This window comes from Spirillospora sp. NBC_01491, from assembly GCF_036227065.1.
Taxonomy (GTDB): Bacteria; Actinomycetota; Actinomycetes; order Streptosporangiales; family Streptosporangiaceae; genus Spirillospora; species Spirillospora xylanilytica.
Window position 1 is genome coordinate 4,872,232 of sequence record NZ_CP109432.1, and the last position, 22,925, is coordinate 4,895,156.

Annotated in this window: 21 protein-coding genes; 4 read left to right on the forward strand and 17 right to left on the reverse strand. The window is 70.8% G+C overall.

The window, feature by feature from the left end:
- Window positions 1-143: 143 nt before the first annotated feature.
- Window positions 144-497: an STAS domain-containing protein gene (locus OHA34_RS22640; protein WP_285939671.1), complete on the forward strand. Its 354-nt coding sequence runs from the start codon at window positions 144-146 to the stop codon at window positions 495-497.
- Between the two features lie 75 nt (window positions 498-572).
- Here OHA34_RS22640 and OHA34_RS22645 read toward each other — a convergent pair whose 3' ends face one another.
- The 7 genes from OHA34_RS22645 to OHA34_RS22675 form a co-directional block, all read right to left on the reverse strand.
- Entirely contained in the window at window positions 573-1,430 is an 858-nt protein-coding gene (locus OHA34_RS22645) for a glutamate ABC transporter substrate-binding protein (RefSeq protein WP_285939670.1), read from the reverse strand.
- 16 nt (window positions 1,431-1,446) lie between these two features.
- Window positions 1,447-2,958 (reverse strand): hypothetical protein, encoded by a 1,512-nt coding sequence (locus OHA34_RS22650; RefSeq protein WP_285939669.1) that lies wholly within the window; start codon window positions 2,956-2,958, stop codon window positions 1,447-1,449.
- Window positions 2,959-3,140: 182 nt separating this feature from the next.
- Window positions 3,141-3,980 (reverse strand): FHA domain-containing protein, encoded by an 840-nt coding sequence (locus OHA34_RS22655; RefSeq protein ID WP_329518832.1) that lies wholly within the window; start codon window positions 3,978-3,980, stop codon window positions 3,141-3,143.
- 7 nt (window positions 3,981-3,987) lie between these two features.
- Window positions 3,988-5,319, reverse strand: a complete 1,332-nt coding sequence (locus OHA34_RS22660) for a VWA domain-containing protein (protein ID WP_329518833.1) — start codon at window positions 5,317-5,319, stop codon at window positions 3,988-3,990.
- The gene (locus OHA34_RS22665) at window positions 5,316-6,527 is read right to left on the reverse strand and encodes a PP2C family protein-serine/threonine phosphatase (protein ID WP_329518834.1); all 1,212 of its coding nucleotides are present in this window, start codon (window positions 6,525-6,527) and stop codon (window positions 5,316-5,318) included. Before OHA34_RS22665 ends, OHA34_RS22660 begins: the two co-directional genes overlap by 4 nt.
- A 1-nt stretch (window position 6,528) precedes the next feature.
- A complete protein-coding gene (locus tag OHA34_RS22670) occupies window positions 6,529-8,988 on the reverse strand; it encodes a serine/threonine-protein kinase (RefSeq protein ID WP_285939664.1) in 2,460 nt (819 codons plus the stop codon).
- Entirely contained in the window at window positions 8,985-10,244 is a 1,260-nt protein-coding gene (locus OHA34_RS22675; protein ID WP_329518835.1) for a hypothetical protein, read from the reverse strand. Before OHA34_RS22675 ends, OHA34_RS22670 begins: the two co-directional genes overlap by 4 nt.
- Before the next feature lie 502 nt (window positions 10,245-10,746).
- Here OHA34_RS22675 and OHA34_RS22680 point away from each other — a divergent pair.
- Window positions 10,747-12,150 (forward strand): hemolysin family protein, encoded by a 1,404-nt coding sequence (locus OHA34_RS22680; RefSeq protein WP_329518836.1) that lies wholly within the window; start codon window positions 10,747-10,749, stop codon window positions 12,148-12,150.
- Window positions 12,150-13,154, forward strand: coding sequence for a hemolysin family protein (locus OHA34_RS22685; RefSeq protein ID WP_329522437.1), 1,005 nt, complete (start codon window positions 12,150-12,152; stop codon window positions 13,152-13,154). The genes OHA34_RS22680 and OHA34_RS22685 overlap by 1 nt, the downstream gene beginning before the upstream one ends.
- 45 nt (window positions 13,155-13,199) lie before the next feature.
- Here the strand turns inward: OHA34_RS22685 and OHA34_RS22690 are convergent, their stop codons facing one another.
- The 6 genes from OHA34_RS22690 to OHA34_RS22715 all read right to left on the reverse strand — a co-directional run bounded on the left by OHA34_RS22690 (window position 13,200) and on the right by OHA34_RS22715 (window position 17,076).
- On the reverse strand, window positions 13,200-14,087 hold the full coding sequence (locus OHA34_RS22690; protein ID WP_329518837.1) for a DUF6177 family protein: 888 nt from the start codon (window positions 14,085-14,087) through the stop codon (window positions 13,200-13,202).
- Entirely contained in the window at window positions 14,084-14,476 is a 393-nt protein-coding gene (locus OHA34_RS22695) for a hypothetical protein (protein WP_285939658.1), read from the reverse strand. Before OHA34_RS22695 ends, OHA34_RS22690 begins: the two co-directional genes overlap by 4 nt.
- Window positions 14,477-14,516: 40 nt before the next feature.
- A complete protein-coding gene (locus tag OHA34_RS22700; RefSeq protein WP_329518838.1) occupies window positions 14,517-15,356 on the reverse strand; it encodes a TY-Chap domain-containing protein in 840 nt (279 codons plus the stop codon).
- A gap of 624 nt (window positions 15,357-15,980) precedes the next feature.
- The gene (locus OHA34_RS22705) at window positions 15,981-16,238 is read right to left on the reverse strand and encodes a hypothetical protein (RefSeq protein WP_285939649.1); all 258 of its coding nucleotides are present in this window, start codon (window positions 16,236-16,238) and stop codon (window positions 15,981-15,983) included.
- A 155-nt stretch (window positions 16,239-16,393) separates the two neighbouring features.
- Complete coding sequence (locus OHA34_RS22710; protein WP_329518839.1) at window positions 16,394-16,768, reverse strand: hypothetical protein; 375 nt, start codon at window positions 16,766-16,768, stop codon at window positions 16,394-16,396.
- Window positions 16,765-17,076, reverse strand: a complete 312-nt coding sequence (locus tag OHA34_RS22715) for a hypothetical protein (protein ID WP_329518840.1) — start codon at window positions 17,074-17,076, stop codon at window positions 16,765-16,767. The genes OHA34_RS22710 and OHA34_RS22715 overlap by 4 nt, the downstream gene beginning before the upstream one ends.
- A gap of 236 nt (window positions 17,077-17,312) precedes the next feature.
- Here OHA34_RS22715 and OHA34_RS22720 point away from each other — a divergent pair, with 236 nt between their 5' ends.
- The gene (locus tag OHA34_RS22720) at window positions 17,313-18,626 is read left to right on the forward strand and encodes an XRE family transcriptional regulator (RefSeq protein WP_329518841.1); all 1,314 of its coding nucleotides are present in this window, start codon (window positions 17,313-17,315) and stop codon (window positions 18,624-18,626) included.
- A gap of 283 nt (window positions 18,627-18,909) precedes the next feature.
- Here OHA34_RS22720 and OHA34_RS22725 read toward each other — a convergent pair whose 3' ends face one another.
- The 4 genes from OHA34_RS22725 to OHA34_RS22740 form a co-directional block, all read right to left on the reverse strand.
- Window positions 18,910-19,797 carry a TY-Chap domain-containing protein gene (locus OHA34_RS22725; RefSeq protein ID WP_443029656.1) on the reverse strand — a complete coding sequence of 296 codons (888 nt, stop codon included), beginning with the start codon at window positions 19,795-19,797 and terminating at the stop codon, window positions 18,910-18,912.
- A 35-nt stretch (window positions 19,798-19,832) separates the two neighbouring features.
- Window positions 19,833-22,124, reverse strand: a complete 2,292-nt coding sequence (locus OHA34_RS22730) for a hypothetical protein (RefSeq protein ID WP_329518843.1) — start codon at window positions 22,122-22,124, stop codon at window positions 19,833-19,835.
- The gene (locus tag OHA34_RS22735) at window positions 22,121-22,468 is read right to left on the reverse strand and encodes a DUF6507 family protein (protein WP_285939650.1); all 348 of its coding nucleotides are present in this window, start codon (window positions 22,466-22,468) and stop codon (window positions 22,121-22,123) included. The genes OHA34_RS22730 and OHA34_RS22735 overlap by 4 nt, the downstream gene beginning before the upstream one ends.
- A gap of 149 nt (window positions 22,469-22,617) precedes the next feature.
- Window positions 22,618-22,875 carry a hypothetical protein gene (locus OHA34_RS22740; RefSeq protein ID WP_329518844.1) on the reverse strand — a complete coding sequence of 86 codons (258 nt, stop codon included), beginning with the start codon at window positions 22,873-22,875 and terminating at the stop codon, window positions 22,618-22,620.
- Between the last annotated feature and the right edge of the window lie 50 nt (window positions 22,876-22,925).

Below are 22,925 nucleotides of genomic sequence, written 5' to 3' on the forward strand. Positions count from 1 at the left end.
CCGGGTTACGATCGATGACAGAGCCCGGCGACCTGGTCTTTTTTCACCGGAAGCGCTTGGAATGCGGGCACCGGTGCGCGATCCTGAGGAGTCACCTGACAGGGTCGGAGGGGCTCTCTCAAACCCGAGGCGCGAGGCTACCCATGGACTTCGACGTTCATCTGCTGCATCACGAACGCTGCACCCTGGTCCGGGTGCAGGGCGAACTCGACGTGGTGTCCAGAGAGCGGTTCGAGGAGGCCATGGGGGGCGTCCTCGACACCGGCGGCCCCATGATCATCGACATGCGCGAGGTCACCTTCTGCGACTCCACCGGGCTCAACGCGATCGTGATGGCCAACCGGCGCGCGACCGAGCGCGGCACCCTGGTCGCGCTGATCGCGCTCACCCCGCGGGTGGAGCGGGTCTTCCGGATCACCGGCGTCGACAAGTTCATCCCGATCTACGACACGCTCCGCGAGGCGCTCGGCGCCCTGCCCACCGACCACACCGCTTAGCCGCGCGGCCACGTCCCGGCCGGGGCGCACTCCGCGGACGCCGTCAGTCGTGGACACCGTCAGTCGTGGACACCGTCAGTCGTGGACCGCCTTCGCCGGGGGCGTGTAGGAGCAGCCCTCGAACTGGGGGACGCTGGTGGTGAGCTTGAGCCCCGACTTCCCGAACCACTTGGCCAGCAACTGCCGCGCCTTGCCGTCCTGGTACATCTCGGTGAGCGCCCGGTTGACGGCCTCACAGCCCTTCAGGTCGTTCTTCCTGAGCCCCACGCCGTACTTCTCGTCCGTGAACGGGGCGTTGATGATCTTCGTTGCGGAGGTGGCGAAGCCGGCCAGGATCAGGTCGTCGGTGGAGACCGCGTCCAGCCTGCCGGCGGACAGCAGGTCCATGCACTGCCCGTAGGTCTCCGCGCGGACCGGCTCGGCGGCCACCTTGCGCTCCTCGATGACGCGCCGCCAGGAGTTGGACCCGGTCACCTCGCAGATCCGCTTGCCCTTGAGGTCGCGCACGGCGCCGATCGAGGCGTCGGCGGCGCGGACCATCGTGTCCTGGTGCGGGACGTAGTAGGGCCCGCCGAAGGTGACCTGGGTCTTGCGCTTGGCGGTGATCGAGTACGACGCGAAGATCATGTCGACGGTGCCGTCGGCCAGCGCCTTCTCCCGGATCGAGGACGGCGTGGTCATGAAGGTGATCCGGGACGGCGGCACGCCGAGTCGGCCCGCGACATAGGTGGCCACGTCGACGTCGAAGCCCCGGTAGGCGCCGTCCGGGCCGCGCAGCCCGAGGCCGGGCTGGTCCTGCTTCACCCCGATCCGCAGCGACCGCTGGTCGGCCACCGACGTCTCGCCGCCGCCGCCCAGGCCGCAGGCGGCGGTCCCGGTCAGGGCGATCAGGGTCCCGGCCGCCGCCGCGGCGGCGCTGCGGGTGACGCGCATGGTCTGCTCCTCGCGTTCAGCGGAACTCGGCCAGCCGGGGCCGGACACCCGCGACGGTCAGTGCGGCGATGACGAGCGCGGCGGCCGGCGGCAGCACCCGCCAGGCGCGCAGCCCGCCGTCGCCGGCCTCGATGGCGCTGTCGAAGGCGCCCTGGTGCAGCGCAGTGAGCGAGCGCAGCGCCGCGTCGTAGGCGTTGAAGTCGCGGATCGTCCGGTCCCGGTCCATCCGCAGCTTGATCGCGCCGGTCCGGTCGCCGGACCCGGCGAGCTGCCGGATGCGCTGGTCGTTGCGCTGCACGGCGCGGTACGCCTGGAGGGTGCGGCCCAGCGCGTCCGCCTCGCGTCCCGGCCGGACGGTGGACGCCTCGTCGCCGAAGAAGCCCAGGAACGGGGCGTCGCCCTTGCCCGGCCGGTACGAGCCGGCCTGCTGTTCGAGGCCCGCGTAGTAGCTCTCCAGGTTCACCGGCTTGTCGCCGAGGTCGGGGTAGATGACCGCGAGCGACTTGTCGAGGTAGGTCTGCTCGTAGGTGTCGGCCTTACCGGGATCCAGCAGGTAGCGGCTCTCGTCGGCGAACGCGCTGTTGCTGATCGCGCGGGCCCGGGACAGCGCCAGCACCGAGTCGAACCCGTACATCTTGGCCTTCTTGATGTGCCCGGCCTGCGCGGACAGTTCCGCGAACCCGGCGCCGACCAGCGCGAGCGCGGCCACCGTCGCCAGCGCGAGGGCCGGGTTGACCAGCCGCCGGAACCCCCGGGCCAGGTAGACCTGCGCGGCGAGGAGGAGCAGCAGCACCAGCACCCCGGTCAGCGCGACCCAGGCGCGGCCGGTCAGGACCGCCGTGCGCTTGGTCTCGTAGGTCTGCCGGACGGCCGCGCCGCTGTCGAGCGTGAGGTTGTACGCCTGCGGCAGCAGTTCGAGCCTCATCAGGTCGGTCGCCCGCCGGTAGGTGTCGACGACCTGCTTGGGCGGCTCCCCGGCGGCGTGCGCGGACTGCCGGTCCAGCACCATGGCCTCGCCGACCAGCCGCTCGTACCGGCCGAGGCCGTCGATGACCGCCTGCACCCGCTGCCGCAGGTGCGGATCACGCCCGGCGAGCTGTGCCGCCTGCACCGCCGCCGCGCCCGCCTCCGAGCGGCGCCGCTCGTAGACGCCGAGCGCGCCGTCGTGGCCGATGCCGAGGTCGTGCTCCCGCCCGATGAGCAGCACGCTGGCGACCTGCGCGTCCATGTCGCTGAGCGCGGAGAACAGGGTGCCGGTGGCGACGACCTGCGGTCCCGCGTCGTGCCCGATCGTCTGGACGGAGTCGCGCGCGTTCCCGATCGCGGCGGCCAGGACGGCCAGCAGGGCGACGATCGCGATGAGGATCACCACGACGAACGCGCGGATCCTGCCGGGGATCGTGCGCAGCCACCGTCCCCGGGCGAACGTGATCAGCCCCGGGCCGCGCCGGTCCGGGGGACGGGCCGGCGCGGCCTCGGGGGCCCGGCCGGACGGCGCGGCATGGCGGACGGCGGTCCCGGCGGGCACGGTGGACGGGGCGGACGGGGCGGCGAAGGTCGCTGTCGACGACCCGATGGCCGGTGGCCCCGGCGGTCCCGGCGGCCCTGGGGGGCCTTGCGGCCCGGGAGGCCCGGCGGAGGGCGGCCCGGTCGGGGCAGGACCGGCGGAGTGGGGCCTTGCTGGGGGCGGTCCGGCAGGAGGCGGCGTCGTCATGAGGAGGTCTCTCCCTGCGCGGACAGTGTGATGGTGGTCCAGGCACCCAGGTGGACGCGGTCGCCGTCGCCGAGCGGGATCGGGACGTTCACCGCGATCGGCTCGGTCGCGCCGTTCACCGTCGTGCCGTTGGTGGACCCGGGGTCGGTCAGCGCCCACGAGCCGTCCGGCCGGGCGGTCAGGACCGCGTGCAGATGGGAGACGCCCGGGTCCTCGGGGGCCACGCTCAGGTCGATCTCGGGGAGGATCGCCCGCGAGTTGCTCCTACGGCCGATGCGGATCCGGTCGCCCGCCAGCACGACGCGGCGGTCGGGGCAGTGCGCGGGGAACGCGATCGCGGCGGCGCCGGGGCCGCCCAGCGCGACCACCGCGTCGTAGTACGCGCGGTCGGCGCTGATCAGCGCCGTCCACAGGCCCGGGGGTGCGGGACCGGCGGCGTATGCCTCGGCCGGCGCGCCGAGCGGCCCCGACGCGGGCGAGGGTGCGCGGGGTGCGGGCGGGACGGCGAACCCCTCGGACGGGAGCTGGACGGTGTGCTGCGCCCGCGTCTCGAAGTCGTACCCGTCGACCTCGCAGAAGCGTCCCGACCGGGGCGCGCCGCAGGTCGGGCATGATTCGCGCGCTCCGGACCCGTTCGACGCCCCGGTGCCGGACGCGGCCGAAGCCGAGGCCGCCGGCACCGGCGATGACGCGGACGGAGACGGAGACGGAGACACCGGCGGGCCCACGGGCGGGGACGGCGCGAACTCGGCGCGCGGCGCGCCCTCCATGAGGTCCCCGCACACGTCGCAGTAGTCGTCGGAGACCGACGAGTGCCCGCTCTGGCAGACCGGCACGGCGGCCTCAGCTCCCGGCCTGGTCGGAGGTCCCGCCGTCCACGCGGGTCCGCACGGTCCGGACCGAACGGGTGTCGAGCGACATCTCGTCGGCCTTCGACACCTCCCCCTTGAGCTGCACGGTGCCGGAGTCGAGGTCGATGACGTCGACGACCCGGTCGAGCAGCGCGGAGATCTGCTCGTTCCCGACCTGCTTGGCGAGCACCACGGCCCGGCCCAGCCGCGCGGTCGCGGTGTCCTCGTCGCCCTCGCGGCGCGCCTCCAGGCCCTCCTGGATCGCCCCCGCCAGCTCCGACTGCCCGGTGTGATGGGCGACGCGGGCGTTGATCCGGGTCGACTTGGCCTCGTCGTCGGTCCACTCGACCAGGACGTTCCCGGACGCCAGGACGCGCTCGTCCGGATCGGCGGAGGTCCCGGGGACCACCAGCTTCACCCAGGCCGCGCGCATCTGCCGGCCGACGTCGCCGGCCGGCACCTCGACGCACAGGTGGTACTCGCGGTCCTCGTCGCCCCACGCGCCGATCGGGTAGTCGCCGAGCTGCGGGCCGGACGGGACGCGGCGGCCGGTGAGGTCCTCGACGGCGGGCACCATCTGCTTCACGAACCGCAGCTCGGCGTGCTGGGGCGTCCACACCCGCAGCGTCACGTCCGCGACCGCCTTGCCCATCGCCGCCTCGGTCATCGCCCGGAAGTCGGCCTCCAGGTCGGCGGGGTCGGGCACGTCCAGGAACCCGCCGAGCAGCGCGGAGGAGATCAGGCGCAGCTCGGGCACCTCCCAGTCGGTGCCGACGCCGCGCGCGTCCAGCACGAAGTTGCCCGAGCAGGCGTCCAGCGCCTTCTGGAGCTCGGGGGCGGGCTCGTGCTGGTTCTTGCCGTCGGTGAGCAGGATCGCGTGCCGGATCGCGTCGCGGTGCTCGGCGAAGAGCCGGTTCGCCAGCAGCAGCCAGGACCCGATCGCGGTGCCCCCGGCGGCGTCGAGCCGGCCGACGGCGCTCGCCGCGTCCCGCCGGGTGCGGGCGCTCGCCCGGACGAGCCGCTCGTCCTGCGGGTAGACCAGGCGCGGCCGGTTCGCCCCGGCGATCACGGCGAACCGGACGCCGTCGCGCAGCACGTTCACCGCCGCCTTGGCCGCGCGCTTGGCCGCGGCCATCTTGCCCGAGTACGTCATCGAGCCCGAGGTGTCGATGATGATGATCTCGGCGGCCTCGGCCGCCGGGGCGCGTCCGCCGCCGCCCTCGCGCGCCGCCTCGACGGTCACGATGGCGTGCAGCTCCCGGCCGCCCGCGGGGAGGTGGGGGTTGTGGTCGATCTTGACGGTGAAGGCGGGAAGGTCGCTCATCTGCGGGTCTCCCTGGACGTCTCGGCAGGTGCGGCCGGAGGAGGTCCGGTCGGGTGGGGCGGGGGGAACGGGATGAGCGCCGCGGTGACGTTGTCGTGTCCCCCGGCGTCCAGGGCCGCGCGCAGCAGCCGTCCGGCCGCCGCGAGCGGATCGGCGAGCGGCGCCGGCCCGTCCAGCGCCACGGCCGCGAGCCCGGCGGCCTCGGGCAGGTCGTTCCAGAGGCCGTCGCTACAGATCAGCACCAGCCCCGGACCGGCGGGCTCGAACGAGGCCAGGTGCGGGTCGATGGTGCCCGCGTCGGCGCCGAGCCACGCGGTCAGAAGGAGCGCACGGGGGTCGGCCCACGCCGCGGCCTCGGTCATCGTCCCGCGCGCGACCATCCGCACCGCCCAGGAGTCGTCCCTGGTGAGCAGCTCGGGCGCCCGCGCCGAATGGGGCAGCCAGTAGGCGCGGCTGTCGCCGATCCAGCCGATCGTCACCGTCCCGGGCCCGACGATCGCCGACACGTAGGTGCAGGCGGGCGAGCTGTCGGGGACCGGCGCGGCGCCCGCCGGCACGACGCCCGCCAGCGCGGCGACGTCCTCGCCCGCGCGGCTCGCGGCGGTGCGGGTCGCGGTGCGCGCGTCGGCGCCCGCGGCGAGGCGGCGGGCGAGCACGGCCACGGCGGTCTCGGCGGCGACCCTGGCGGCCTCCTCCGAACCGGGCGCGGACGCGACGCCGTCGCACACCACCGCGCACACCGTGTCGGCGAGGGTGGCCAGCGCGAACGCGTCCTCGTTGCGGGGACGGCGCAGCCCCCGGTCGCTCACCCCGGCGGCCCGGATCGGCGCGGCGAACGCGCCGCCGGGCGCGGCCACCTCGATCTCCACATGCTCGCGGCCACTCGGCTGCCGAAGCCCGCAGGTGTCGCAGTACCCGTCCGGGCCGATCGCGGCGCTCCCGCAGTCGGCGCAGGTGAGCGGGTCCGCGCCGGCGCTGTACGCGACCGACGCTAGAGGGGCCGTCCAGCCCGGCCCGGCGGCGCGCGGCGGCCCGCCCGGCTCGGCGGCGCCGGGCGGTCCGTCCGGCTCGGGGGCGCGGGGCCGTCCTACCTGCGCGGGTGTGCGGGGCCGTCCGCACCCTTCGCAGAACCGGTCCCGGACGGTGAGCGGTTCCCCGCAGGCGGCACAGGCCGCCGCGGGTTCGCCGGGTCCGATGACCGCGTCCACGTCAGAACAGCGTTCTCGGCCGGACGGAGTTCGCCCGCCGGACCATCGCGTGCCGGTGACCGGCGCCCTCGGCCAGCTTGGCCAGCAGCCGGTACATCCGTTCCAGCCGGCCCCGGACCGGCGCCTCCAGCATCGGGATGCCGAGCAGCTCACCGCCCGCCGCCCCGGCGGCGGCCCCGGACCTGAGCCAGACCAGCGCCGCCTCCAGCACCTCGGCGGAGAACGCGGCAGATCGTCCCCGGTCGAGCGAGAGCGCCTCCAGGCGGCGGCCCGCCCCGATGAGCGTGGCCGCGTTCAGCTCCCCCGGCCCGCGCCCCCGGACGGCGGCGGCCACGGCGGCGAGCTGTGCGGCCACGTAGTGGCTGGAGATGCGCGGAACCGAGTCCAGGACCCGTTCGGCGGCGGCCCGGTCACCGGCCGCCAGCCGCGCGCGGGCCAACCCGAACGCCGCGCTCACATGGGTCGGGTCGGTGCGCCACACCGTCTCGTAGAAGCGGTCGGCGGCGGGCGTGTCGTTGCGGACCTCGTGGCAGAACGCCAGCGCCAGCTTCGGCGCGGGCTCCCCCGGCATCAGGTCGTACAGCGCGTCGAAGATCTGCGCCGCGTCGGCGCCGCGCCCGGCGGCGAGCGCCCGGACCCCCTGGTACCAGTCGGTCCGCCAGTCGCCCGGACGGTCGGTGCCGATCTGCTCCAGCAGCCGTCCCGCCTCGTCCAGCTCGCCGAGCCCGATCCGGACCCGGACCAGCGCCAGCCGCACCTCCGGCGAGGACATCGGCGCGCCGCTCAGCGCGCCCGCCAGGTCGCGCGGGTCGCGGACGTTCAGGCCGCCGAGGAACGCGGCGGCCGGATCGGCGCCGTGCACCAGCGGGACCGGCAGCGCCGCCGCCGCGGCCACGGCGTCGAGGCGGGCGAGCACCGGCACCGCCGCGCCGCCCGCCGGGACGCCCGCCGCGCCGAGCGTTCCCGCCCCGGCGACCTCGGTGCCCGCCGCGTGCTGCTCGGGCCCGAACAGGGGGGACGGCGCCGGGCGGGGCATCTCGTCCTCGGCCGACAGCACCTCGCGGAGCACCCCGGTGAGCTGCTCGGCCATCTCGGCGGCGCTCTGGAAGCGCTGGGCCGGATCGGGGTGCGTCGCCCGGCGCAGCAGCCGGTGGTACGACTCGTACCGCGCGAGCAGCGGCACCTCGCCGCGCGGCGGGAGACTGCGCAGATGCCGCCGGGTGTAGCCGCGGAACGCGAAGCTGAGCACCGCCAGGGTGCGGCCGACGGTGTAGAGGTCGGAGGTGACCGACGGGCCCTGGTCGGAGATCTCGGGGGCCTGGTAGCCGGGGGTGCCGAAGATCGGGCTGTTGACGTCGAACGAGCGCCGCACCCCGCCGAGGTCGATCAGCTTGAGCTGCTCCTCGGACTGGATCGCGTTGTCGGGCTTGAAGTCGCAGTAGAGCAGTCCCACGCCGTGCAGGTAGCCGAGCGCGCGCAGCACCTCCAGGCCGTAGGCGATCACCTGGCCGAGCGGCAGCGCCGCGTCCTCGCCCTGGTCCTTGCGGTGCCGCAGCAGGATGTCCTTGAGCGACTCGCCGCCGACGTACTCCATCACGATGTAGCCGGAGCCGCCGTGCCGGACGAAGTTGTAGATCTTGACGATGTTGGGGTGCTCGACCTCGGCGAGGAAGGCCCGCTCGGCGGTCGAGGCGGCCAGCGAGTCGGCGTCGCCGCTGTCGAGCAGGCCCTTGAGCACCACCCACCGGTCGCTGACGTTGTGGTCGCGGGCGAGGTAGACCCAGCCGAGCCCGCCGTGCGCGAGGCAGCCGAGCACCTCGTACTGGCCGCCGATCAGCTCGCCCGCGCGGAGCTTGGGGGTGAACGAGAACGGGTGCCCGCAGTTGCGGCAGAACCCCTCGGTGCGCCCGGCGCGCCCCTCCCGGGTGCGCCCGACCGGCTCCTCGCAGCGGCTGCAGAACCGCCGCTTCTCCGGCACCTGCGGGTCGGCCATCACCGCCGAGGCCGGATCGCGGTACGGGACGGGCGGCACCTCCACCAGCCCGGCGCCGAGCATGCCGCGCCGGGCCGAGCCGCCGGCCCCGGTCCCCCGCGACGCGCGTGACGCCGTCCGCCCGGACCCCTGCGGTCCCGACGGCCCCGACCCCTCGGCCGCCGTCTGGGGTCTGGGGGAGGACGGGCTCGGCGACGGCGTGGTCGGGAAGCTCCCCACCTGCGGCGCCACCGACAGCGGGGCCACACCAGGCGGGGACGACGGCGCGACCGGCGGCGGCGCGGTGGGCGGCGGCGCGCCCGATGGGGGAGGCGGCGCGGTGGGTCGGGACGGCGACGGAACCAGACCCGCGGCCGGGGCAGGGGCCGAGACCGGGGCGGGGGGTGAGACCGGGGCCATGCCGCAGACGCCGCAGAAGCCGTCGGCGTCCACTTCGCCCGTGCAGCCGTGCTGGGTGCATCGCATCATCGCCGCGTCCCCGTCCCGCTCTCGCACGCCTTGATCGCGCGCTGGTACTCGGCCACCGCGGCGGTCGACCGCCGCAGGTCGCAGGGCGCCGTCCACAGCAGCTCGCGCGCCTGCCCGTACAGGATGGTGAGCCGCTCGTCCTCGGCCATGCCGAGCCGGGCGGCCTTGGCCCGGTACGCCTCCAGGCGTCCCCTGAGCTCGCCGCGCCGGTCGAGCAGGCCGGTGCTGAGGCGCAGGTCGGCGCGGGCCCGCTCCAGCTCGGCGGCGGCCATCCGCTCCAGCTCGGCGACGCGCCGCGCCAGGTCGGCCCACCGCTCCGCCTCGCGGAGTCCGTCCAGCACGTCCAGCCGGTCGCGGAGCTCCGCGCGGGGCGGCGGCTCCGGCAGGCCCGGGGACGCGATCTTGAGCAGCGCGGTCTCGCGCGCCTCCAGCGCCCGCCGCGCCGCCGTCTCCGCCTCCTCCACGGCACCGGTGATCTGCGCCATCCGCGCGGGGTACTCCGAGCGCAGCGCGGTCATCTCGGTCAGCTCGTCGCGCAGCCCGCCGAGCGCGGACCGCACCCGGTCGAGCCGGCCGGTGTCGGCGCGGCCGTCGCGCACCAGCGACAGCGGGTCGGTGCGGACCACCTGGCCGAGCGCGGTCAGCTCCCGGCCGAGCCGGTCGAGCTCCGGATGCCGGGTGCCCTCCAGCGCGTGGGCGAGGCGGGCGGTGTCGCGCCAGCTCTCCTCGGCCGCCTCCAGGGGGACCAGCAGGGCCGTCCAGGCCGCGTCGGCCGCCGCGATCTCGCCCGCCACGAACGCGTAGGCGTCCGACATCATCACGACCGCCTCGTCCAGCGTGATCCGGCGCTCCTGCGGGCCGAGCAGGGTGCGCCGCTCCAGCGGGACGCGGCCGTCGGGCACCTCCACCGCGGGCCCGGTCAGCAGCCCGGTCAGCTCGGCCAGCACGGCGTGATCGGGACGGGACTGCCGGTCGCGGAGCGACCCGGCGGCGTCCAGGACGCGCTGGTAGGCGTCGAAGGTGCGCCACAGCATCGCCAGCCGGTCCTGCGCCTGGTCCCAGCGGCGCCAGGTCTCGCCGGTCAGCCGGGCCCCTTCGAGGAGCCGGTTGCCGTGGTGGCCGTCGAGGTCGAGCAGCGCCGCGGAGATGCGGTCCTTCTCCTCCCGCAGGCTCCGCAGGGCATGGTCGACGCCTTCCCGGCTCATGGGCGCGGCGGCACCGGCCCCGGCCCCGGCTCCGGCCCCGCTCTCGTCCACGTCAGCCCCGCGATCGCCGTCCACTGTGTCCCCGTTGCGCGATGCTCCCCCGGCGTCCCCCGTCCCGGCGGCCTGGGCGGGGACCGCCCCAGGATCGGGCCTACGCTCTCCAGCAAGTGTGATCGGTGACACTTGTCGAGACAAGCGGTCTCATCCGCCTATCGATCCTGGCGGCTCCCCGATCGTCCCCGCTCATGGCGCCGAACCCGGGCCCGGCCGAACACTGATTCAATACCCGCGCACGAACGGCACCGGACCCGCTGGCCGCCATCGGCCACACCCGTCCCGCGCCCGTCCCGGCGCCGCGTCCGGATCCGCCCCCGGCGCCGCGTCCGGGGCCCGGATCGGCCGGACGACCACCGGGAGTGAGGCGATCATCACGCCGGACCGCCTTGTGCTGGGGGAACCTCCTGGTGTGAGGTGACGTTGCGCAGGTGAGGACGTCTATCGAGAGGAGTTGAGAGTCCGCAGTGTCGGACCCCAGTCATAGACCCGGTGCCCCATGGTGAGCGCGGTACTGGGCGTAGTCGCCGTACTCCTGCTCACCGCCGCGACGGGCTACTTCGTCGCCCAAGAATTCGCGTTCGTCGCCGCCGACCGGGCGAGCCTCTCCGAGGCCGCCGAACGGGGCGACATCCCGGCCAAGCGGGCCCTCAAGGTCGTCGGCGGCCTGTCGTTCATGCTGTCCGGCGCCCAGCTCGGCATCACGATGACCACCCTGGTGGTGGGCTTCATCGCCAAGCCCGCGCTGGCCGAGCTGATCGAACCGCTGCTGGAGCTGACGGGCGTGCCCGCCGGCGCCACCGGGGCGATCTCCCTCGCCACCGGCTTCGTGCTCGCCACGCTCGTGCAGATGCTGCTCGGCGAGCTGTTCCCCAAGAACCTGGCGCTGGCCCGCGCCGAGTCGCTGGCCCGCGCCCTCGCCGCGTCCACCCTGGTCTACCTGACCGTCGCCGGGCCGCTGATCCGGCTGTTCGACCGCGCGGCCACCCGCCTGCTGCGGGCCGTCGGCGTCGAGCCGGTCGAGGAGCTGCACGGCGGCGTCACCCTGGAGGACCTCGGCGACATCATCGGCAAGTCGCACAGCGCCGGCCACCTGCCGGCCGACCTGTCCGGCCTGCTCGACCGCGCCCTGTCGTTCGGCGACCGCACCGCCGACGAGGTGATGGTGCCGCGCCCGCAGGTCCGGACGCTGCCCGGCACCGCGACCGTCGCCGAGCTGGTCGAGCTGATCAGGGAGACCGGCCACACCGCCTACCCGGTGTACGGGCAGGAGGTCGACGACGTCATCGGCGTGGCCGGCGTCCGTGAGGTCGTCGACGACGCCCTCGACCCGGCCACCCCGATCCGCCGCGTCGCCCGGCCCGCGCTGCTGGTGCCCGGCAGCCAGCCGCTGTACGGCGTGATGGATCAGATGCGCGATACCGGCGAGGAGTTCGCCTGCGTCGTCGACGAGTACGGCGGCCTCGCCGGGATCCTCACCTTCGAGGACGTCGCCGAGGAACTGGTCGGCGAGATCGCCGACGAGACCGACGCGCGCGAGACCGCGCCGACCACCGGGCCCGACGGGTCCTGGCTGGTCGACGCCGGGATGCGGATCGACGAGATCGGCCGGCTGACCGGCCTGGCCCTGCCCGAGGGCGACGCCTACGACACCCTCGGCGGCCTCGCCATGGCCGAGCTGCGCCGGCTGCCGTGCCCCGGCGACCGCCTCACCGTCGAGCTCGACCCCGCCGCCGGCCCCGCCGGGCAGGTCCAGCTCGAGATCGTCAGCGTCGCCCGCCGCGTCGCCGAGAAGATCCGGCTGCGCCACTCCGACGAGGCCCCGGCCCGCGACCGTCCGGACCGCGCCGAGGTCTCCGACCCGCCCTGCGCCCAGCCGGCCCGGGAGGCGTCGTGGACCTGATGACCTCCCTCCTGATCACCGCGCTCCTGCTGGTCGGGAACGGCTTCTTCGTCGCGGCCGAGTTCGCGCTCGTCGCCGCCAACCGCTCGCAGCTCGAACGCGCCGCCGCGCGCGGCAGCCGTCCCGCGGTCGCCGCCGTCGCCGGCGTGCGCGAGCTGTCGCTGATGCTGGCGGGCGCCCAGTTCGGCATCACCATGTGCTCCCTGGGCCTGGCCATCGTCACCGAACCGGCGTTCGAGCACTTCCTCGAACCGCCGCTGCACGCCCTCGGCGTCCCCGAGGCGGGCTCGAAGGCCGTCGCGCTCGCCGTCGCACTCGCCGTGGTGACGTTCCTGCACATGGTCATCGGCGAGATGGCGCCCAAATCGTGGGCGATCGCGCACCCGGAACGCTCCGCACTGCTCCTGGCGCTGCCGTTCCGCGCGTTCGCGAAGGTCTCACGGCCGGTCCTCGCGGCGCTCAACTCCACGACCAACGGGCTGCTGCGGCTCATCGGGGTCACCCCGCGCGACGACATCGAGAGCCACACCGACACCCGGCGGCTCGGCCACCTGCTCGGCGAGTCCCGCCGGCTGGGGCTGATCGGCCGGCACGACCACGAGCTGCTCGGCCGCGCCATCTCCGCCCGCGAGGCCACCGTGGGCCACCTGATCGTCCCCGCCAGCTCGGTGACCACGATCGGCGCGGACGAGACGGCCGTGCGGATCCGCCGCACGGCCACCGCCAGCGGGCACAGCCGGCTGCTGGTCCGCGACCGCGACGGCGCCATGACGGGCATCGTGCACGTCCGCGCCGCCATCACCGAGGACGGGGACCGGCGCGCCGCCGACCTCGCCCACCCGGCCCCCGTCCTGACCGCCGAGACGACCGTCCTGGACGCGGTGACCCGCCTCCGCCGTGCCCGCGCCCAGCTCGCCGTGGTCAACGACGCCGACGGCGAGTTCTCCGGCATCGTCACCCTCGACGACCTGCTGGCGGAGCTCCTGGCCACCAACCCCCACTGACCCCGGGGCGGGCGGTGCGGGCGCGAGCGGACCGCGCCCGCACCGCTAGGCTCCGCCCAGACCGGCCATGGCCTCGCGGAACCGCTCCCAGTCGGCCGGATCACGCCCGTCCCCCACCGCGGCCCAGCGGCCGTCCCCGCTCGCCAGCCCGATCGGGGCCGGCAGCCCCTGGAAGCGCGCCTCGGTCGTCAGATCGGCCCGTCCGGGCGCCGCCTGCGCCGTCATCGAGACCAGTGCGAACCGCGAGGCGACCCGCTCGGCGAGCCCCGCCAGGTCGGGAAGCGGCTCGTCCCACGTCAGCGCCGTCCCGATGGACACCCTCTCCTCCACCCCGCCCGCCGTTCGGACGACCTCCAGGGTCCCGACCGCCCGGCGCGCCCCCGGGCCCGCCACGAACGTGAGCAAGGTGCGCTGGGGTGCTCGCGCCCGGCACAGCTCGGTCACCTGGCCCGTCCGCCACGGAATGCCCGCAGGTTCGCAGGTGCCCCACCCGCCGGGCTCGGCCCCGGTCAGGAGGCGGCACACCAACTCGGTGGCCGTCCCGACCCTCAGCCGCTCCGACGCCGGATGCCGCACACTCACGCTGACCAGCAACTGCCGCGCCTCGGGCGGCGCGGCCGACACGAAGTCGCCATGCCGATCCTCCTGCGGGACGAGTTCCGCCCCGTCCCAGATCAGGATCGACCCGCTGAATCCGTCGTAGTACACGTTGTCGGAACCCTTGACCGCCCAGAGGCGATCCGGGCCGCCCATCGCCAGCCGCAGCGGCAGCGTCAGCCGCCCCATCCGGCACGTGACCACAAGGTTCAGCGAGGCGTCCGCAGACACCCGCAGCGCCTCGGACATCCGCACCGACAGCGACAGGACGGACCGGTTCAGCATGACCATCCCGCACTTGTCGGTGACGAGGTCGAGCGAGGGATGCTCCATCATCGGCTCTTCAACCCCGCCCGCTTCTTGTAGGCCGGGTCGTCCGCCCAGACCTCCCCGTCCAGCCGCAGCGACAGCTCCGCCGCGAAGCGCAGCGCCGGAACCTCGGCGCCGTCCGGCTCCTCAGAGGCCCGCACCTCGATCCACCACACCGGCGGCTCCAGGTGCGCCACCTCGGGCCCGAGCAGCCGCTCCAGCTCTCCGGGGGTCTCGACCAGCATCGGCGCATCCACGGACACCAGCACCCGTCCCCCGTCGGGCTCCGAAAGCCGCAGAACCCCACCGTCCCCGAACCCCGTCACCAGCAACTCCTCCCCGGCCGCCACCAGGGCCCCGGCGACCGCCTCCTCATCCGGAGCCTGCCGCACCAGAACCACCATGTCCTTGCTCACCGAACCTCCACACCCCACTGACGCACCACGGCAAGCAGGCTCAGGTGGACGGATCGGGCTTGACCCACAAATTCGGCAGGTAGATTCTCGCCCCACCAACCTGCCGCCACGCGCTGTAGCGCAACAAAGCCGGGTCCGCAATTCTCAATCTGTCACGAAGAGCATTAACTGCCATCTCTGCCAGAGCGTGAAACCGTTCGTTGGAAGCCGGAAGGGCCGTCATCATCCGTTGGTGACCAAGGCTTTCCCCCGCCGGGTCTTCTACAGAACGATTCCCTGCCTCGACGTCGACAATCAGCTCGTCATCAGTCCGAATAAAGTGCACGCCCGGACGCCCTTCCAAACCAGGAACGGAAATTTCCAGTTCACTATGAGCCCCGAGATCAGAGAGCACCCCAGTCAGCGCACGAAGCAACAGTTCCCATTCCAGAATGTCGAGCAACTTGTGGCCCATAGGCGCGAACGGCTCCTGAACGCGATAGTTGCGCGGCCATGCACGGGGCATTTGAACGAAGTCGACGTCAATGCGGCCTATCTCATCGATCGATATCTGACTACCACGTTCAAACATGAGGATCAGCGGCTCGTACGGATTCGGCAGGTCGGGCAGCACGACCCCCGCGTCCAGAAGCGCTTCAAAATGCAGCGCCCAGGCACCGATGCGTTCCTCATACCATCCCATTCGCGAATCCGGATCTTCACTGAATCGCCGTATGACATCCTCATCGGCCCGGACCTGTGGATCCACCGCTTTAGCGAGATCAAAAAACGGCCATGCATCGGGCTCAAACTCCAACATCCACCACGAAGCGCGACGGAGATACTCCTGCATCAGAAGCACCTGCGACTGCCGCTGTTCAAACATCTCACGCCAGTCCACTTCGAGGAGTCTATTCAGGAGGAGGTTCACACGGGAATCACCATCACTCATTGCCATCTCCCAGCTCCAATACATCCCTACCAGCCGACAGTCTGCATCCAGAACACTAAGGACCGTGGTAGGCAATGCCATTCTTTTCAGTCATTCAGTTTGCCAACAAAAAGAGCCTACAAGTTCCCGCGCTATCCTCAGGTCAGGTAGATCGATGTCCGCGTCATCGGCCTGCCGCCAGGCCCGATAGTGCAGCAAGGACGTATTGAAAACTCTGAATCCATCACGAAGAACACTGACAGATATTTCCGCCATGGCGCGAAACTCCTCATTGGAGGCCGGACGGACCATCGTCATCCGCTGGCGACCTGGATGCTTCACCGCCGAAGATTTCCCCCCGACCACCCCCACCCGACGCTCATGATGTCCGTGCCTGTGCGGATCGGACGCCCGCCACGTCGATGTTCCACCCCGGAATAGACACCCGAACCCCCACAAGACCGACAGTGTCGCTGACGACAGTAAAGCGGAGCGGTAGGGGCGGCAAAGGCTTAACGGGCGCGGGCGGTAAGGATGGCGATGCGGGGATTGGGGCGGTCGGCGTTGATCAGGCAGGACGCCGGTCGGCGCGTTCTAGCCGCTGTTCGGGGGACGATGGAATCGGTCAGGACGAAAACTCTCCGGCGGCACGTCCGAGTCGGCCGGTTCCGCACGGACGGCGCGTTCGGCGATCTCCGTCATCATGTCCAGGCTGTCGTTCATCGCCTCGATCTCAGCGGCGAGCTCGCGTGACAGCGACTCCGCGAGGGACGGCGGCGCGGGACCTGCGGGGACCGGCGCGGCCTCTCCGGGACGGGGCTCGGGTGCGGGCTCGACCCACTCGAACTTCACATTCCTCCCAGCAAGCCGAAAATGCGGATTCCGTCCTCGATTATGGACACAGATCTGCGGACGCCGGAGGTGCCGGAACACGTGTTGGGCCTCGATCCTCACTCGTCAGGGGACGAGAACCATGGTTGGCACCCAATCACAAGCGTCGAGGCCCATCACGCCACCAGCCAGCCGACCAGGCGCCGGAACCACCCGCCCCGGGCACTCCGCGCATGCCTGGCCGGGGCCGATCTGGTGGGCGCGACGGTGCAGGATGCATGCGGGGAAGGCATCAACCGCACCGTCGCGCCGGTCTGTGCATCGCGCCCGTAGCGCGGCACGAAGCCGTGCGGCCGGACGCCGATCTCCTCCAAGAGCCGGCCGAGGGCGGCCGCGGTCGGCGCCTCCACCAGGCGGTCACGCCCGGACCGGTCCCGCGCCATCGCCCACCACGTTCCGGTGGACTCCCCACGCCACGTCGGCACCCCCGGGAACCGGCGCCGCAGCTCGCCCGCCATCAGGTCGGGGGTCGTCTCGACGACGGCCGTCATCCCCTCGCCCCTTGGGCCTCGGGACGCCGACGCAGGTACCCCAGGATGAAGACGGTCGCGTTGACGATCTCGTCGGTGGGCGCGATCGGTTCGCGCCACGAGGTGAAGAACCACCACCGGCCGCCGTCACTCTTCCGGGGCGCGCACGTGATCAGGTCCCCCGCCATAACCACCGCGTCACAGCACCCCGGCACCCGGGGGTTGGTCACTTGAAGCCCACTCGCGGTCAAGTCCACATCGAAACCGCGCGCGGCCAGATGCGCGGCCAGCGCCGCAAGCCGGGCGTCTCGGGTCGTACGATCTGTCATGGGCCGAACTTCCTTCCGGTCAAGGCCCCGGGGAGCGGTGCGCGAACACCGTCCGGGGCCGCCCTGTCTCTCGGATGCCCACGAGGACGCGTTCGCAGGCGACCAACCTGACTTCCCGCATGCGCCCCTGTAGGGATTCGAGTCAAAGCCCTGCACAGTGCCTGACGGAACGCAGACAATGGCGTCACGGTGGGGATGCGACACGGTGTCCTCCGGTGCGGAAGGGTGCCGACGACATGACCGACCAGCAGCGCCCCCCATGGGCCGTCCGGCTCCAGGCCGAACGCGAAGCGCGCAGGTGGGGCAAGTTCGCCATGGCCCGCCACCTGCTGGAGGCAGTGGGGATCGCCCCCACCCCACAGAAGGTCAAGACCCTTAGCCGACAGATTCTCGGCTGGGAGAAGGGCGACCACTTTCCCCGCGACTGGGCGTCCGCCTACGCCACCGCCTACGACATCCCCATGCACGAATTGTTCCCCGGCCCTCCCCTGAACCGCGCGACCGTGCCTGTGGGTACCGTGGGGGAAAGTTCAACTCCCGACCAGGGGGACGACGACGTGAAACGCCGCGCCGCACTTCAGATCATCGCCGCGCTAGCAGCCGGGACAGCGATCCCCCCGGGCGCACTGGAAACGGTCTTCTCCGGGATCGATGACGCACTGGGCAACCCGCTTGACCTGGCCGAATGGGATGCCACCGTGCACGAGTACGGCCAACTGCTCGTCACCCGCCCGACCGGAACTCTGATCAACGATCTGACCGCCGACATCATCGCCGTCGGTGAAATCCTCAAACGGCGCCACAACGCCCCGGACACCGCCGGACTACTGCGGGTCAGCGCCGGACTGTCCGGCGTCCTGGCGATCGATCTAGGGGACTCAGGCGACCAACGCGCCGCACGAATGTCATGGAACGCCGCCAAACGCGCCGCCGACGCATCCGGCGACCGCGACCTACGCGTCTGGGTACGCGGACGCGCCGCCCAAGATGCGTTCTGGGCCAGGCGACCTGATCAGGTGATCACCAATCTGACGGGTGAAGCGATCGAGATCGCGAACGGGGCACCGTCGGCCGGACTGGCACGCGCTCATGCGGCACGCTCCTATGTGGCGGCGGACCATGGCGACACCAGAAAAGCCAATGAGTCGCTCGGCGACCTTCATAGAACTTTCGACCAGGTTCCCCAGATCGCGAACGATCAATCAGTGTTGGTCTTCCGTGAGACACAGTTCCGATGGGCGCAGACCTACGTCTACACACGGACCGGTGACGATCGGGCGGGTGCGGCGCTGTCGCGAGCACGCGCCCTGTACCCCACAGATTCACTGGCACCGGTCGCCAATCTGGCTCTCATGGAATCGGCCGTACTGATCAGGGCCGGAGAAGTCGACATCGGCCTACAGCAAGCCGTCAACACCTTGCATACCGGACCAGAAGCCAGGGCCGCCGGCACAAACCTGCTGGGGAGACAAATCCTACAGACGGTTCCGGAGCGGGCACAGGCCCTTCCGGCCGCGCGAGAACTGCGCACACTCACCGCCGTCACCTGACCCGGACCGGCCACCACAACGCTGCCCGATCTGCGTGACCGGCAAGGCACCGGACACCAGACTCAACCTCCACCGCTCACCACGACGAAGAGATCCCGCATCAAAAGCAGTTACGACTGCCGTCGCCGCTCTCCGTCCATTCCACTTCCAATAATCTTTCCAGGTTCTTCTCACTCATTCAAATTTGCCGTTCATATCATCCAGAACATCCCGCAGCGACCACAACCGTTCACGTATCGCACATTCGCGCCACGAGAAGCATCACACTGCATGGCGAGCAAGGTCAGTGCGCCGACTGCCGCCTGATTCCCAAATCGGGTAGATCGATATCTTCGCCACTTACCTGCTGCCACGCTTTATAGTTCAACAAAGCCGGGCTGGCGATTCCAAAACCTTCACGAAGAGCCGCTATCGCGACGCCAGCCAAGGCATGACATTGCTCAGCAGAGACTGGAGCGACCACAGCTATCCGGCGGCGATCAGCACCCTCATCCTTTAGCAAATGCCCTCCGGTCGACGTCATCAGCCGCTCGTTCTCTGCCGAACCTAGAACCTCTTCGACGTGAAGATCTCCGGCCTTGGCTTCAGCGATCAACTCCTCATCGGACCGAATAAAGCGAATCCCCCGCCGTTCGCCCTGTTCGACTGGTTGAGTAATAGCCAGCTCACTTCCAACCTTGAGCCCGACGAGTATTTTAGTCAGCCGGCCGAGCACGATATCCCAGTCCAGGGCATCGAGCAGATCTACTTCAAGGGGCACAAGTTGCTTATCAGTGAGATGATCACGCGCCCTCCCGCGCCGAAAGCCAAGGAAGTCGATATCAATGATCCCTCCCCCATCTACAGATATCTCACTACCACGTTCAAACATGACAATCAACGGCTCAAATGGATGAGGCAAATCAGGTAGAGCAACTCCTGCGTCCCGCAGCGCTTCAAAATGCAGCGCCCACGCACAGATCCTCCTTTCATACCATCCCATTCCTGAATCGAGATCCTCAGTGACTTCCCGAATCATTTCCTCATCAGCCCGGACCTGTGGATCCACCAATCTAGCCACATCAAAGAACGGCCACTCCTCAGACTCAAGCTCCACCGCCCACCACGACGAACGCCGAAGAAATTCCTGCATCAAAAGCACCTGCGACTGCCGACGACGAGCCCTCTCCATCCACTGCACTCTCAACAGTCTCGCCAGGAGTGCATCTACCTGGTCGGTCCCCATTTGATCCCCTTTAGAATTTGTTCCACAAATTCATTGACGTTTGACAAATCATCGGCGAATTTAAAGTTCGAAGGAGCTTCTATCTTCATATCATCATAGTGGCCTTGATTGAGTTCCTTCTTATCCGGAGGGGCCAGGTCATGCGCTCCATAGTACTCAGGTGTAGGACGGTTCATTTCATGTGGGCCATACGCGCCAGGGTGCGAACTCCTATAGGGTAGACCATGCTCCATCAGGAGACTCTCAACTACCTCATGTGTAATTAAGTAGCGAAAGTCTTTAGCCTTCACGCCTTCAAGTTCACCTCGAGCTGCCCCTTCCCAGAGATCTGCCACGTTCGGCAGAGGCGCAAACAGTCCTCTGTTGACCTTATTCGGCCCACGCGGGACATCATGAGTCTTGAAGAATAGATGCCGCTTGACGCGGTCCAGAACTTCTCGACTAATTCCGGTATGTTCAGCAATACGCCTGGTGTCGCCGTGGTCATTTCGAATTTCCTCATACTGCTTTATCTCTTTATAGTTACTTGGCACATCGACGTACTTGTTTCCAAATTCATCTATGTAGTGGCCGTGCTCATACTGATACCCCTTGAGGACAGTTCTACCGAGAACCGGCTCGAACCCCTTGCGTGTTACTTGGCCCGGGTCGTCGTAGACCTGTGGGTGATGGTGTTCCCCCGGCGGCGGGTTGGTGGGGTCGTGGGCAGGGGTGCCGGGTTGCTCTCCGGGTCCTTGGCCTGTGTGGGGTCCTTGGCCTGAGTGCGGGGGGTGTTCGGCGGGCGGCGGGGGTGTCTCGGGGCCGTCGTTCTTGGGCGGGGTGCCGGTCGCCGGGTCCTCGAATTTGGCGGACGGCGCACCCGGCTTCTGCGGTGGGCTTCCGGTGTTGTTGTCGCCCTTGGGGGTGGAGTCGTGTCCGCCGCTGCCCCTCGGGGGCTCGCCCGTGAGGTTCTTCTCAGGGACGGGTGGGGTGTGGGCGCTGTTGATGGAGTGCGGGTTGGTGGGATGTGGGGCTCCGGCCATGGCGGGTTGCCGGGGCGGGTCCGCGAGGGTGGGGCCTTGTTTGACTTCGCCGAAGCCGCCTTTGGGGAAGCTGAAGTCGCCGGTGCCCGTGCGGACGGGGTCGAAGGTGGGCTTGGGGAGGGGTCGGGATGCGGTTTGAGGGGCGTGGTCCTGGAGCTTGGGAAGGTCGGCGTCGAGTCGGGTCAGGTCCGCCCCGGCGCGTCCGTTCTTGGCGAGGCGGAGCAGGTCGGTGGTCTTGATCCCGACGTTGATCAGGTGAGTGACGGGGTCGACGGCTCGTAGGGCCTTCCCGGTCCATTTGACTCCGCCCTGGGCCAGCCTGCCCGTGCGGGTGACGGCGGGCGGCCCGGTCTTCTTCAGCGTGGCGAGCATGAGGAGGTTCCCGACGACCATGCCGCTGGCGCGGGCCGGGTCTCGTCCCCACTCGTCCCACGCGGTCAGGGCCTTGGCCTGCGCCTTGTTCTCACCCACCACCATCTTGCGGACGGCGGGTATGCCCAGCAGGCCCCATAGTTCGGGCTGGCTGACGATGAACGAGGCCGCGCCCCAGCGGCCGAGACCCTTCCACGCCTCGCCCGCCATGTCGGAACCCCGCAGCCCGACCAGCGCGGCCACGCCGCCCACGGTCGTCTCGCCCACGCCGCCGAGGAAGCGGCCGACGCCGTTCCACGCGTCGTGGTACCAGGGCAGGTCGGCCTTCTCCGGGGTGCCCCACGGGGGGATGCCGGCAGAAGGCGCGCCGCTGCTCGGCTGGATGGGCTCGCGGCCTCCGTAGGCGGCGTAGATCTGTGCGGCGCACCGCTCCTCGGCCGCCGCCAATGCCATCGCCTGCGCGCGGGCGCCGGCCTCCAGGCGGTTGTTCTGAGCGACCATGTCCTCGTCGCCCAGCCACTCGGTTCCGGTCGCGTCGGCCTTGGCCACGAACGCGGTCGCCTCGACCGACAGCGCCTGGAGACGGGACTTGATCGGCTGGATCTCGGCCGCGTACGCCGCCAGCGCACCGGCCACCTTCCACAGCCGCCAGCCGAAGTCGGCGGTGACCGTCTGCACCGGACGGGCCGCCTGCCGCAGTTCCTCGGCTTCCGGCGCCCGGTAGACACCGGGGTTCAGGCCGGATGACCAGGCACTGTTGACGTTCTCACCGGTCGTGCGGATTCCCGTCGCGGCGGACTTCAGCCGTTCCGCCTCGCTCGACACCCTCGCCGGATCCAGAGAGCCCGCCAGCAACTCCAGATCATTGGCGTTGATCACTTGTGCGGCTTGCCGAGTTGGTCCGGCCGCGGGGCGATGGTCGCGTTGTGCTGCGCGCGGGCGGCCATCTCCTCGTCCGCGGACAGGTACGCGTTGGTCGCCAATGTCGCGCCGCGGATGCAGTTGGACGTCCGCTTGGCCGCCAGCGGAAGCGTGTGGCGGTGGTGCTCGCCGAAGCCGTCCAGGGCCTGGGTGATGCGGTCGCTGCCGGTCGCGTAGCCCGCCGACCACAGCGCCTCGCCGTACGTCTCGGCGTATCCCTGGAGCGGCTCGATCGCCGCGATGGTCCGTGCCTGTGCGGATCGGACGCCCGCCACGTCGATGTTCCACCCCGGAATAGACACCCGAACCCCCACAAGACCGACAGTGTCGCTGACGACAGTAAAGCGGAGCGGTAGGGGCGGCAAAGGCTTAACGGGCGCGGGCGGTAAGGATGGCGATGCGGGGATTGGGGCGGTCGGCGTTGATCAGGCAGGACGTCGGCCGGCGCGTTCTAGCCGCTGTTCGGGGGACGATGGAATCGGTCAGGACGAAAACTCTCCGGCGGCAGGTCCGAGTCGGCCGGTTCCGCACGGACGGCGCGTTCGGCGATCTCCGTCATCATGTCCAGGCTGTCGTTCATCGCCTCGATCTCAGCGGCGAGCTCGCGTGACAGCGACTCCGCGAGGGACGGCGGCGCGGGACCTGCGGGGACCGGCGGGGCCTCTCCGGGACGGGGCTCGGGTGCGGGCTCGACCCACTCGAACTTCACATTCCTCCCAGCAAGCCGGAAATGCGGATTCCGTCCTCGATTATGGACAC